Raw genomic sequence first — 13,340 nt, 5'->3', positions numbered from 1 at the left:
GGGGCGCAGCGGGACCGCTTGTCAGTGACATCAGGCAGCATGGACGCATGCCCGTACTGACGCGCGACGAAGCGCAGACCCGAGCCCGGCTCATCGACGTCCAGCGGTACAGGGTCGAGCTCGACCTGACCCGCGGAGCCGAGACCTTCGACTCCCGTACCGACATCCGGTTCACGGTGCTCGGTCAGCCCGCGGACGCTCTCGCGGCCACGGTCGACACCTTCGTCGAGCTCAAGCCCGCCGAGCTGCGCTCCGTCACCCTCGACGGGCAGCCGCTCGACCCGGCGGGCCTCGTCGAGAACCGGCTCGCGCTCACCGGGCTCACCGCGGGCGAGCACGAACTGCGCGTCGACGCGGCCATGCGCTACTCGCACACCGGCGAGGGCATGCACCGCTTCACCGACCCCACGGACGGCGAGACGTACACGTACACACAGCTGTTCATGGAGGACGTGCAGCGCGTCTTCGCCGCCTTCGACCAGCCCGACCTGAAGTCCGTGTTCGAGCTGACCGTCACCGCCCCCGAGGGCTGGACGGTCCTCGCGAACGGCGTCACCGAGCCCGTCGGCGGCGGCACATGGCGGGCCGCCGCCACCCCGCCGATCTCCACGTACCTCGTCGCCGTCGCCGCGGGACCCTGGCACTCGGTCCGCACCGAACACCGCGGCCTTCCCTTCGGCATCCACTGCCGCCGCTCGCTGGCCCCCTTCCTGGACGCCGACGCCGACGAGATCCTCGACGTCACGCGCGCGTGCTACGACCGGTACCACGAGAAGTTCGACGAGCCCTACCCCTTCGACTCCTACGACCAGGCGTTCGTCCCGGAGTTCAACGCCGGCGCGATGGAGAACCCCGGCCTCGTCACCTTCCGCGACGAGTTCGTCTACCGCTCCGCCGTCACCGAGACCGAGCGGCAGACCCGCGCCATGGTCATCGCCCACGAGATGGCCCACATGTGGTTCGGCGACCTCGTCACGCTGCGGTGGTGGGACGACATCTGGCTGAACGAATCCTTCGCCGAGTACATGGGCTTCCAGACCACCGCCGAGGCCACCCGCTTCACCGACACCTGGACGGACTTCGGCGTCGCCCGCAAGGCCTGGGGATACGACGCCGACCAGCGCCCCTCCACCCACCCCGTCGCCCCCGACCCCGAGGCCGTGCCCGACACCGCGTCCGCGATGCTCAACTTCGACGGCATCTCGTACGCCAAGGGCGCATCCGCCCTGCGCCAACTCGTCGCCTGGCTCGGCGAGAAGGACTTCCTCGCCGGCATCAACACCCACATCGCCCGGCACAGGTTCGCCAACGCCACCCTCGCCGACTTCATCGAATCCCTCGCCCACGCCACCGACCGCGACGTACACGGATGGGCCGACGCCTGGCTGCGCACCACCGGCGTCGACACGCTCACCTCGACGGTCACGCACGACGCCCGCGAGTGGACGCTCGAAGTCGACCGCGACGGCAGCCGCCCCCACCGCGTCGCCGTCGGGGTGTACGACCGCGACCTCACCGACACCCAGGGCCTGGTCCTGCGCGAGCGGTACGAGAGGGACGTCCCCCGCTCCGGGGCCGCTGAGCCGCCGCGCGACGGCGGCCGCCCCGCCCTGATCGTCCCGAACGACCAGGACCTCACGTACGCCAAGATCCGCCTCGACGAGGACTCCATGGAGACGGCCCTGCGCAGCCTCTCCCGCGTCCCCGACGCGCTCACCCGCGCCGTCCTGTGGAACAGCCTGCGCGACATGGTCCGCGACGGCGAACTCGACAGCATGACCTACCTGGAGACGGCCCGCGCGCATCTGCCCGACGAGACCGACCTCGCCCTCGTCCAGGGCGTCCTCGCCTTCGCCACCACCTATATCGCGGACCGCTTCCTGCCCCCGGCGCTGCGGACCGTCGCCCTCACCACCCTCACCGAGCTGTGCCGCGACCTGATCCGGCGCACGGAGGACGGCTCCCACGCAGGTCTGCGGCTCACCGCCGTACGCGGCCTCATCGACGTGGCGACGCGCCCCGACCCGCTCCAGGAGTGGCTCACCGAGGGCACGGTCCCCGGCGGCCCCGAGCTCGACCCCGAGCTGCGCTGGCGCGTCCTGATCCGCCTCGCCGTCCTCGGCGCCGCCGACGAGTCCGCGATCTCCGCCGAGCTGGAGCGCGACCCGAGCGCCGCCGGGCAGGAGGGCGCGGCCCGCTGCCGTGCCGCGCTGCCCGACCCGGAGGCCAAGCGCCGCGCGTGGGAGGCGATGTTCGCCTCCGACGACCTCTCCAACTACCTCCTGACCGCCACCGCCCAGGGCTTCTGGCAGCCCGAACAGGCCGATCTCGTACGGGAGTACATCCCCCGTTACTACGAGGACGCGGTCGCCGTCGCGGCCCGGCGCGGCCCCGCCATCGCCGACGTCGCCGGACGGTGGGCCTTCCCGGCCTCCTCGGTGGACACCGAGACGCTCCGCCTGGGCGAGGAATGCCTGCGCGACGCCGCCCCCATCCCCGCCCTGCGCCGCAAACTGACCGACCAACTGGACGACCTGGCACGGGCGTTGCGGGTACGGGAGGCGAGGGGGGCCTAGCTGAATCAACGGCCCCGTAGGGGGCGCGGGGAACGGCGCGAGCAACGACAACGGACCCGCAGGGATCCCGCGGCGGGGGGCGCCCCGTAGGGGGCGTGGGGAACGGCGCGAGCAACCACAACGGACCCGCAGGATTTCCGCGGCGGGGGGCGCCCCGAAGGGGGCGCGGGGAACGGCGCGAGCAACCACAACGGACCCGCAGGATTTCCGCGGCGGGGGGCGCCCCGCAGCCACGGCGGGCCCGCAGCCGAATTCCGCCCAGCCCGCGGCCAGCGCCCGCGCCCGCGCCTAGCAGGCCCCGCCGCACCCCGCGCCCTCTCCCCACGGCAGTACCACTTTCGGGTTCGGATCGTTGAGCTCTCCGGGCGTGCCGTCCGCTCGGCGGACAGGCTGGATGTCCCCGCCCGCGCGCACCCGAAGGACGTCGCCCATGAGCACTCCGCCGCCCCTCGCCGGAGGAGCCCAAGGCCCCGATGGGCTGCGGCCCTTGCTCGCCGCCACCCTGGACGCCCTGCGCACCGGAACGACCGCCCGAGGAGGGCCACTCCCCGCCGGCGGCCCCACCGCGGTCGCCGCCCGGGTGCGCGAGGCCACCGGCGAGGTCCTGCCCGCCCGGGGCGAAGGCGCCGAAGCGGCCCTGCGCACGCTGGTCCACGCACTGGCGGAAGGCGCGGCCGACCCCGCCGACGCCCTCTGCGCCGCCCACCTGCACTGCCCGCCCCTCGCCCTGGCCGTCGCCGCCGACCTGGCAGCGTCCGCGCTCAACCCCTCGATGGACTCCTGGGACCAGGCCCCCGCCGCGTCGGAGATCGAAACCCTGGTCACGCGCGCCGTCGCCGCGGAGGCCTACGGCGCCGGCAACGGAGATGCCCTCGTCACCACCGGCGGCACGGAGTCCAACCAGCTCGCCCTGCTCCTGGCCCGCGAGCGCACCGCCGCGCACGGCCCAGTCCAGATCGTCGTCGGCGAGAACGCCCACCACTCGCTCGGCCGCGCCGCCTGGCTGCTCGGCATGCCGGAACCGGTCACCATCCCCGCGCCCGCAGGCGTCCTCGACCCGGCCGCGCTCGACGAGGCCCTGTCCGAACTCAACGGCCCACCCGGCACATTCCTCGTCGCCGCCACCGCCGGCACCACCGACGCCGGACTCATCGACCCCCTCGACCAGATCGCCGACCTCTGCGCGGACCACGGCGCCCGCCTGCACCTCGACGCCGCGTACGGCGGTCCGCTGCTCTTCAGCGACGCACGAAGAGAGCTGCTGCGCGGCATGGAGCGCGCCGACAGCATCACGTTCGACCTGCACAAGCTCGGCTGGCAGCCCGTCGCCGCCGGCCTCCTCCTGGTCCGTGACGGCCGCGACCTCACCGCGCTCGGCCACCACGCCGACTACCTCAACGCGGGCGACGACACCGAAGCGGGCCTCCCCGACCTCCTCGGCCGCTCCCTGCGCACCACACGCAGGCCCGACGCACTCAAGATCGCCGTCACCCTCAAGGCCCTCGGGCACGAGGGCATCGGCGCGCTCGTCGACCAAGTCTGCGACCAAGCAGAGGAGTTCGCCGCACTCGTCGCCGCGCACCCCGGCTTCGAGCTGTACGACCGGCCCGTCATCAGCACCGTCCTGTTCCGCCCCGTCGACGCCGACGACGACCACATCGCCTACGTCAGGCGGGAACTGCTCGGCCAAGGCCGTGCCGTGCTCGGCCGCGCCACGATCGACGGACGCCGCTGGCTCAAGGCCACCCTGCTCAACCCGCACACCCGGCCCGGCGACCTCGCCGAGCTCCTGAAGCTCGTGGAAGGAACCACCCCCCGATGACCGGCCAGAACGACAAGCCCGCCCCGCCGCTCACCACCCCCGAGGACCCCCGGGACCTGGTCGGCATCGGCATCGGCCCCTCCAACCTCTCCCTCGCCGCCCTCGCCCAACCCCTGACCGGCCTCGACGCCGCCTTCTACGAACAGCGGCCCGGCTTCCACTGGCACCCCGGGCTCCTCATCGACGGCGCGAGCCTCCAAGTGCCCTTCCTCGCCGACCTGGTGACCCTCGCCGACCCGGCGAGCCCCTGGTCCTTCCTCAACTACCTCAAGACCCGAGAGCGGCTCTTCCCCTTCTACTTCGCCGAGCGGTTCCACATCCAGCGCGCCGAATACGACGCGTACTGCCGCTGGGTCAGCGAGAACCTGCCCGCCCTGCACTTCGGCCACCAGGTCGACGCGGTGCGCTGGAACCCCGAACGGGACCTCTTCGAAGTCGACTTCACGCAGCTCGACGCCGAGGGGGAGGCCGAGGCGCTCGGCCGGACCTACACGAAGAACATCGCCGTGGGCGTCGGCACCGCGCCCCACATCCCCGACCCCCTGAAGCCCCTCGCGGACGCCCCCGCCGTCCCCGTGATCCACTCCGCGGACTACCTCCTGCACCGCGACCGGCTGCTGGCCGCCGACCACATCACCGTCATCGGCTCGGGCCAGTCCGGCGCCGAGGTCTTCCTCGACCTGCTCAAGCACCGCCCGGTGGGCGCCGAGAAGATCCACTGGCTCGCCCGCACCGAGGCCTTCGCACCCATGGAGTACTCCAAGCTCGGCCTGGAACACTTCACCCCCGACTACACCCGCTACTTCCACTCCCTGCCCGAATCCGTGCGCGACGGCCTCGTCCCCCACCAGTGGCAGCTCCACAAAGGCATCGACGCCGACACCATCGCCGCCATCCACGACGAGCTCTACCAGCGCACCCTCCACGGCGGCTGGCCCGACGCCGTCCTCACCCCCGGCGTCTGCGTACGCACCGCGGGCCGCGTCGCCACCACCCGCGTGGAACTCCACCTGGAACACCTCCAGCAGGGCACCCGCTCCCGCCTCACCACGGACGCCGTCGTCCTCGCCACCGGCTACCGCGAGCGCCCCCTCGACCAGCTCCTCGCCGGCCTCGACCCCTACATGCGCCGGGACTCCTCGGAACGCCCCCGCATCGACGAGGAATACCGCCTGATCCTCGACCCCTCCATCACCGGCACCGGCAGCCACATCTACGTACAGAACGCCGAACGCCACACCCACGGCGTCGGCGCCCCCGACCTCGGCCTCGCCGCCTGGCGCAGCGCCACCATCCTCAACTCCCTCACGGACACACCTCCTTACCCGCTCCCGCAGCGCACCGCCTTCACCAGCTTCGGCCTCCAGGAGACCCCGGCTCGCCGCGCCACGGGCCTGATCGGCGAGCAGCGCGGCAGCAACCTCGTACGCCTCAAGAACTGACCGGCCCGGCCAGCTCGCCGACACCCCGGCGGCCTTCCGCGTCCGAGGGCACGACCACACCGCCACGCCCCGCTCCACCCCGGCCTCCAGCGGATGGCTGTCGGGGTGGGTGGGGCACTCGGGCCACACGGCCGGTCCCCCCGCCGAGCAGAGTGCCTCCACAGCCCAGTCCTGTGCCTGGTCCGCGAGGCGGGCCGTCTGCTCGGAGGACCGGGGCGAGCGCCGTGATGAGCTCTTCGTCCATGGGCGGGATTGTCCGCCGCCGAGCGCCGCGGCGCCCTTGAGTATTCCCTCAGGCGCGGCTCAGCCCCTGAACGCCTAGAAGACGGGCGTGCCGTCCCGGGTCAGCTTCCAGTCCACCGACGCGAACTGGCCCGGGTCGACCGTCCCCTTCGCCTGCACCCACTGAATGATCGTGTTCCGGATCTCGTCCGAATTCGCCCACAGCTGCTTGGCGCCCGCCACGTGCGGGAAGTTCCCGCCGCCGCTCGCCCGGTAGTTGTTCACCGCGAGCACGAACTCGGCCTTCGGATCGATGTCCTTGCCCTCGAAGCTCAGCTTCACGATCCGGGAACCCGCCGGCTTGGCGATGTCGATCTCGTACGTCACGCCGTACAGCGCGTCGTAGTTGTAGTCCGGAATATTGTCCGCGTTCGTCAGCTTCGCCGGATCCACCGGGGCGCCGGCCGCCGTCTGCACGTAGTAGCGCGCCGAGAACTCCAGGTACTCCTTGAGCTGCGCACCCGTGACGAGCCGCGCCTCAAGGGTGTTCTCGAACGGATAGAGCCCCGCCGCGTCTTGGCCGCCCTTCAGCGCCTCCTTGACCGTCTGAGCCTGCACATGGCTGATCAGATCGATGATCGCGACATCCTTGTACGGGCCTTCGGCCGTGCTCATCGCCTGCGTCGACGTGCCGATGACCTGGTTGACGTACGCGACGACCTTCTTGTGCTCGTCGGCCAGCAGCCGCGTGATCTTCCTGTCCTCCGCCGCCGCGTTGGAGTTGAGGACCTGCGCGCCGACCTTCTCCACCGTCCAGCGGCCCTTGGACCACACCAGGTCGAAGTCGAAGAGCGTCAGGCGCTGACCCCACTTCAGCGGCTCGGACAGGACGACCTTCTTGCCGGTCTCCTTGTTCTGAACGAAGTACTCGGCGATCTCCGTGTGCGCGTGCCCGACCAGGACCGCGTCGATGCCGGGCACCTGCTCGGCCACCAGACCCGCCGCGTTCTCGATGTACGGCAACTGGTCACCGTACGAGGACGTGCCGCTGGAGCCGGAGTGCGCCGAGACGATCACGACGTCCGCGCCCATGGAACGCAGCTTCGGCACCCACTTCGCCGCCTGCTCCTCAAGACCCGGGAACGTCATCTTGCCCTGGACGTTCGCCTTGTCCCAGATCGCGATCCCGGGGTTCGTCAGACCCAGGACCGCCACCTTCACGTCACGGCCGTGCGGGGTGCGAAGGCGCTTCACGAAGTACGGCGGGAAAGCGGGCTTCTGCGTCTTCGCATCGAGGGCATTTGCGCCGAGCAGCGGGAAGTCGCACTGCTCCTCGAACTTCCGCAGCACGGGAATGCCGTAATTGAACTCGTGGTTTCCGAGCGCCGCCGCGTCGTAGCCGATGCTGTTCATCGCCTGCGCCATCGGATGGACCGGTCCGCGCCTGGCCGTGATCGGGTCGATCTTGGCGTAGTAATAGGAGAGTTGAGTGCCCTGAATGGTGTCGCCCGCATCGATGAGGAGCGTATTGCGGCGCCCTCTCTCCTCGCGGATCTCGTTCACGAGAGTGGAGATCTTCGCAAGCCCCACATCGTTGTGGTCCTTGTCGTCGAACTCCTTGTCCGTGAAGTAGTCCCAGTTGAAGACATTGCCGTGCAGGTCCGTCGTGCCCATGACGGTGAACGAGTACCGCTTCTTCCGCTTGGCGGGCTTCCCGGCTGCCTGCGCCGACGCGGACGGCGCGGCGGCCACACCGCCCGCGAGCGCCACACCCGTGGCGGCGGCGGACTTGCCCAGGAACTTCCGGCGGTTCAGCGGCATTTCGTACTCCCCTTGGACCTCAGGTCGACCGACGTAACGCGCGTAGATAACGCGCGTAGATTCTGACCCCGACCGCCCCACCGGCAACAGACCCCGCAGGTTTCGATCCGATGACTCTCCGGTGCCGCCTCCCGATGACTGTCCGGTGCCGCCCCCCGATGACTGTCCGGTACCGCCCCCCAGTGCGAGAGTGGCCGCATGGACGAGACCACCCCCGAGACCACCCCCACTCCGGCCCCCTACGGCACCCCCGACGCCCCACGCCTGGCCGTCAAGGGAGAGGCACACCTCGAAGTCGACCCCGAGATCGCCCGCATCGGCATCACCGTCAGCGCACGCGGCACCGACCGGCGCGACGCCCTGAACGACCTCACACGCCGCAACGCAGGCGTCATCGACCTCGTGAAGACCTACGGCGAATCCGTCGAGACCCTGGAGACCGGCGCCTTCTCCATCAGCCCCGAACTGACCAAACACGGCCGCGGCGAACGCATCCGCGCCTACCACGGCCGAGTCCACATCACCGCCGAGCTCACCGACTTCACCGCCCTCGGCGAACTCACCACCCGCCTCGCCGACCTCGAACTGACCCGCGTCGACGGCCCCTACTGGGCCCTGCGCCCAGGCTCGCCCACCCACCGCGACGCCCGCCAGCACGCGGTCAGGGAAGCCGTCCAACGAGGCAGGGAATACGCGGAAGCACTGGGGACCACACTCGCCGCCCTCGTCGAACTCGCCGACATCGGCGCCGAGAACGCCCAGCCGTACGGCTACGGCGGCCCGACACCCGCCATGCGCACCGTCGCGTACGGCGGCGCCGCCGACATGGGCCAGGAAGCCGCACCCCTGGACCTCGAACCCCAGCGGCAACACGTCTACGCACAAGTCAACGCACGCTTCACGATGACACCGCCACAGCTGTAGACACGGAGAGACTCTGTAGTCACGAAGGGGCTTTACGTCGCGGGGCGGGCCGTAAATCGCTCATCAGAGCAGCGCCCCGCACAATTCAACACTTGTCAATAACCTTTCACGCAAAGGTTGTTGAGTAGTCATGCCCAGCCAATTCTCTACCGGCCGGTAAGGCCTAGGCTCGAAGCATGCGCCGAGCGAAAATCGTCTGCACCCTGGGCCCCGCCACCGACTCGTACGACCAGATCAAGGCACTGGTCGAAGCCGGAATGGACGTGGCCCGCTTCAACCTCAGCCACGGCACGTACGCCGAGCACGAGGAGCGCTACCAGCGCGTACGGAAGGCCTCCGACGAGACCGGCCACAGCGTCGGCGTCCTCGCCGACCTTCAAGGCCCGAAGATCCGCCTCGGCCGCTTCAGCGAAGGACCCGTACTCCTTGAACGCGGTGACGAGTTCACCATCACCGTCGAAGACGGCGTCGAAGGCGACCGCCAGACCTGCGGCACCACCTACGACGGCCTCGCCGAAGACGTCACCCCCGGCGAACGCATCCTCGTCGACGACGGCAAAGTGACCCTCGAGGTCACCGCCGTCGACGGCCCCCGCGTCACCACCACCGTCGTCGAGGGCGGCATGGTCTCCGACCACAAGGGACTCAACCTCCCCGGCGTCGCCGTCTCCGTCCCCGCCCTCTCCGACAAGGACGAGGCCGACCTGCGCTGGGCCCTGCGTTCAGGATTCGACGTCATCGCCCTCTCCTTCGTCCGCAGCGGCCGCGACATCGAAGACGTACACCGCATCATGGACGAGGAAGGCCGACGCCTCCCCGTCATCGCCAAAATCGAGAAGCCACAGGCCGTCGAGAACATCGACGACATCGTCGCCGCCTTCGACGCCATCATGGTCGCCCGCGGAGACCTCGGCGTCGAAATGCCCCTCGAACAAGTGCCGATCGTCCAGAAGCGAGCCATCAAACTCGCCAAGCGCAACGCCAAGCCCGTCATCGTCGCCACCCAGATGCTCGACTCGATGATCGACAACTCCCGCCCCACGCGCGCCGAAGCCTCCGACGTCGCCAACGCCGTCATCGACGGCACCGACGCCGTAATGCTCTCCGGCGAGACCAGCGTCGGCAAATACCCCATCGAGACCGTCCGCACGATGAGCCGCATCGTCGAAGCCGCCGAAGAAGACATCCTCGCCAAGGGCCTCCCGCCGCTCACCGAGCGGAACAAGCCCCGCACCCAAGGCGGCGCCGTCGCCCGCGCCGCCGCCGAAATGGGCGACTTCCTCGGCGCGAAATTCCTCGTCGCCTTCACCCAGTCCGGCGACACCGTCCGCCGCCTCTCGCGCTACCGCTCCCCGATCCCGCTGCTCGCCTTCACCCCCGACCGATCCACACGTTCGCAGCTGAACCTCACCTGGGGTGTGGAGACCTTCCTCGGCCCGCACGTCGAGTCCACCGACGCCATGGTCCGCCAGGTCGACGAACTCCTCCTCAAGTACGGACGCTGCGAAAAAGGCGACGTGGTCGTCATCACCGCGGGCTCCCCACCCGGAGTCGCCGGCTCCACCAACCTCGTACGCATCCACCACATCGGCGAGGACGACAGCCCTCAGTAGGAGGACTGTCCGCAGGGACCGAGGGGCCGCTCCGGGGGGAGCGGCCCCTCGCGCGTGTGAGGGGCCGCCTAGGGCGTCACGATGGCGAACCTCGGATCAGGCTTCTCCACCACGCCCAGCAGATCAATGAGAAGCGAGACGTCACCCTCCACCTTGATGTCACCAAGCCCCTTACCGCCCAGCATCGCGAGCAGCTGCGGCTTGGTCATAGTCAACGCGACCCCCGCACCAGGGTCCTTCTCCGCGTCGCTGCGATACGTCAACACCCCATGCCGCAAGGTCAGATGCCAGACCTTGCCGAGCGCGGGAAGACACCAGTCCATCCGCAGCTCCAACTCCCACGCCTTCGGACCATTCACACGGATCGCCACGGAGTCGATCAACTGATCCACGGAGAGCGCCATCAACATGTCAGCGCTGACCACCGAGGTGGGGGAGTCCTGCACACCCTCACGCAACTCCTGGGCACCCATCAGATAGAAGTTCCGCCACACAGCGTTCTCCGAAGCCCGACCCAACTTCACGTACAGCTGCGCCAGTTCGGACTTGGCGGCCTTGTGGTGAGGGTCCGCGAACACCACATGATTGAGCAAAGTCACCGCGAACCGCAGATCGCCGTCCTTCGCGAACGCCCTGGCTTTGGCGACCGTAGCCGTACGACCCCCCATCGCCTTGACGTACCGCTTGGCCTCCTCGACGGGAGGGTGCTCCCACAGGTGCGCGGGGTTGCCATCAAACCACCCCATGTAGCGCTGGTAGATGCCCTTCACGTTATGACTCAGCGACCCGTAATACCCACGATTCGCCCACACCCCGGCCAGAGCGGGCGGCAACTCCATCTCCTCGGCGATCTCCCGCCCCGTCATCCCCGCATTGATCATCCGCAACGTCTGATCATGCATGTACGCATACAGATCCCGCTGCTGCTCAAGCAGCTCCACAATCGTGTCCCCACCCCACGTAGGCCAATGATGCGAGGCGAAGGCGACATCGACCCGCCCATCGAAGAGCACGACAGACTCATTCAGATAATGCGCCCACTGCCGGGCATCCCGCACCTGCGCGCCACGCAACGTAATGATGTTGTGCATCGTGTGCGTCGCGTTCTCCGCCATACAGACCGCACGCAGATCCGGCAGCACGAAATTCATCTCGGCCGGCGCCTCGGTCCCCGGCGTCATCTGAAACTCGAACCGCACCCCGTCGACGGTCTCCACCTGACCGGTCTCGGTGACGTCCTTGGTCGGCGGAATCAACCCGATCGACCCCACGGAAACGGACTGCCCTAGCCCACAACCAATCTGCCCAGCAGGGGACTTGGGCAACAACGCCCCGTACATGTACCCGGAGCGCCGCTGCATGGCAGTCCCGGCATACACATTCTCCGAGACGGCATGCTCCATGAAACCGTCAGGAGCGAGGATCGGCACCTCACCGGCCCCATCCGGCAGCACACCTCGGCAACCGCCGAAGTGATCGACGTGCGGATGCGTGTAGATGAGCCCGGTGACCTTCTTGTCACCGCGGTGCGCGCGGTACAGCTTGAGCGCGGCGGCAGCGGTCTCCGCCGAGATCAGCGGATCGATCACGACGACACCGGTGTCACCCTCGATGAGGGTCATGTTCGACAGATCGAGGCCACGCACCTGATACACACGGTCAGTGACCTTGTAGAGCCCCTGCTTCGACACCAGCTGCGACTGCCGCCACAGGCTCTCGTGCGCGGTCTTGGGGGCGTCCTTCTTGAGGAAGTCGTACGCGTCGCCATCCCAGACGACCTGGCCCTTGGCGTTCTTCACAACACCCGGGGTGAGGGCCGCGATGAACCCCTTGTCGGCATCGGCGAAGTCGTCCCCGCCCTTGCCTGTGCCCTCACGGTCGACGGCGGATGCGGTCTGCGGATTCATGGCCACGGCTGCCGCGGCGGCACCCGCGGCGGCGGCGACGAAGGTACGCCGGTTCAAGGGAGTCATGCGGCCGAAGATCGCAGCGGGGTGCGGGGCGGGGCAAGGGTTTCCGGGGGATTTGGGGCAGCTCCCAGGGAGAGCGGGGGAGGGGAGTGACGCGTCATATTGCGTGGGTGGGGGTGGGGCGGTACCTGGGTCAGTACTTCGGGCCCACGTGGGCGTCCATCAGGGCTACTGATGCCTTGCGGGCGACGGAGATGTTGCGATGGTTCGCTGCCTTCCAGTCGACGCCGGCGCTGTCCAGGGTGTCGGTGAAGAGCCGGATGATGTCGCCCGACAGATTGGTGAAGAAGTACCGCGGATACTCGTAGCGCTTGCGCTCGCCGCCGATCATGCGGGTCGTCCAGTTGGTGACGCGGCAGCCGTCGGAGTGGATGAGGCCGCGGATGAGTTCCCAGGGGTGGGCGTCGACGATCTCTTGCTGCCAGGGTTCGAGGGCGATGGGGCGCTCGTGCTTCTTGCCGGGGCCGTGTTGGGGGAGAAGGCAGGGCCAGTGCTTGCTCCAGCTCGTGACGTACTGGCAGCCCTCGCTCTGGACGCGACAGACCTTGTTGTCCGGACGTACGGACTGGATGGCGTCGGCGCAGGCATCGATGAGGCCGGGCCACGCGTCGGCGCAGGCGATCCGCAGGGAGTGGACACCTCGCCGCTGGAGGCTGATGCAGCCGTCGCCGAGGTAGAGGCCCAGCAAGTAGGAGTAGGCGGCCGGGTCTTCGGGCTCTCCGGGGACGTCGCAGCACCTTGGGCACGGAACTGCGCGACGCATCCAACCGAGCGGTTCGATGCGGGTCTGCCAGGAGCGGATCGCGGCACGCGATATGCCGGTTTCCTTGCTGACTGAGTTCAGGCTGCGGCCTTGGCCGACCAGCGTCAGGGCTCGCTTTCGCATGCCGATGTCGTACATATGCCCGAGCGTGGCCGGATCTTTATGACCCCGTGAGGATTCGAAGGCA

General features: G+C 69.1%; 8 protein-coding genes. 5 read left to right on the top strand and 3 right to left on the bottom strand.

All coding sequences use genetic code 11. The features are described from left to right. Positions 1-47: 47 nt before the first annotated feature. The 3 genes from pepN to ACZ5WE_RS01320 all read left to right on the top strand — a co-directional run bounded on the left by pepN (position 48) and on the right by ACZ5WE_RS01320 (position 5,840). Positions 48-2,576 carry an aminopeptidase N gene (gene pepN, locus ACZ5WE_RS01330; RefSeq protein ID WP_467689970.1) on the top strand — a complete coding sequence of 843 codons (2,529 nt, stop codon included), beginning with the start codon at positions 48-50 and terminating at the stop codon, positions 2,574-2,576. A gap of 430 nt (positions 2,577-3,006) precedes the next feature. Beyond that, positions 3,007-4,398, top strand: coding sequence for a pyridoxal phosphate-dependent decarboxylase family protein (locus tag ACZ5WE_RS01325; protein ID WP_467689971.1), 1,392 nt, complete (start codon positions 3,007-3,009; stop codon positions 4,396-4,398). Then, on the top strand, positions 4,395-5,840 hold the full coding sequence (locus ACZ5WE_RS01320; RefSeq protein ID WP_467689973.1) for a lysine N(6)-hydroxylase/L-ornithine N(5)-oxygenase family protein: 1,446 nt from the start codon (positions 4,395-4,397) through the stop codon (positions 5,838-5,840). The genes ACZ5WE_RS01325 and ACZ5WE_RS01320 overlap by 4 nt, the downstream gene beginning before the upstream one ends. 318 nt (positions 5,841-6,158) lie before the next feature. On the opposite strand, the gene ACZ5WE_RS01315 is transcribed toward ACZ5WE_RS01320, so the two are convergent. Then, a complete protein-coding gene (locus ACZ5WE_RS01315) occupies positions 6,159-7,883 on the bottom strand; it encodes a bifunctional metallophosphatase/5'-nucleotidase (RefSeq protein WP_467689975.1) in 1,725 nt (574 codons plus the stop codon). Between the two features lie 198 nt (positions 7,884-8,081). Between ACZ5WE_RS01315 and ACZ5WE_RS01310 the strand changes: the two genes are divergently transcribed. Together ACZ5WE_RS01310 and pyk are read left to right on the top strand one after the other, a co-directional pair. After that, complete coding sequence (locus ACZ5WE_RS01310; protein ID WP_467689977.1) at positions 8,082-8,807, top strand: SIMPL domain-containing protein; 726 nt, start codon at positions 8,082-8,084, stop codon at positions 8,805-8,807. 176 nt (positions 8,808-8,983) lie between these two features. Beyond that, a complete protein-coding gene (gene pyk / locus ACZ5WE_RS01305) occupies positions 8,984-10,420 on the top strand; it encodes a pyruvate kinase (protein ID WP_467689978.1) in 1,437 nt (478 codons plus the stop codon). A gap of 68 nt (positions 10,421-10,488) precedes the next feature. On the opposite strand, the gene ACZ5WE_RS01300 is transcribed toward pyk, so the two are convergent. Together ACZ5WE_RS01300 and ACZ5WE_RS01295 are read right to left on the bottom strand one after the other, a co-directional pair. Further along, a complete protein-coding gene (locus ACZ5WE_RS01300; RefSeq protein WP_467689980.1) occupies positions 10,489-12,393 on the bottom strand; it encodes an alkyl/aryl-sulfatase in 1,905 nt (634 codons plus the stop codon). A gap of 130 nt (positions 12,394-12,523) precedes the next feature. Further along, on the bottom strand, positions 12,524-13,291 hold the full coding sequence (locus tag ACZ5WE_RS01295; protein WP_467689982.1) for a transcriptional regulator: 768 nt from the start codon (positions 13,289-13,291) through the stop codon (positions 12,524-12,526). Between the last annotated feature and the right edge of the window lie 49 nt (positions 13,292-13,340).

The sequence above is a fragment of the Streptomyces sp. NPDC033180 genome, from assembly GCF_055577645.1.
This window is presented reverse-complemented; position numbering and strand designations above follow the sequence as displayed.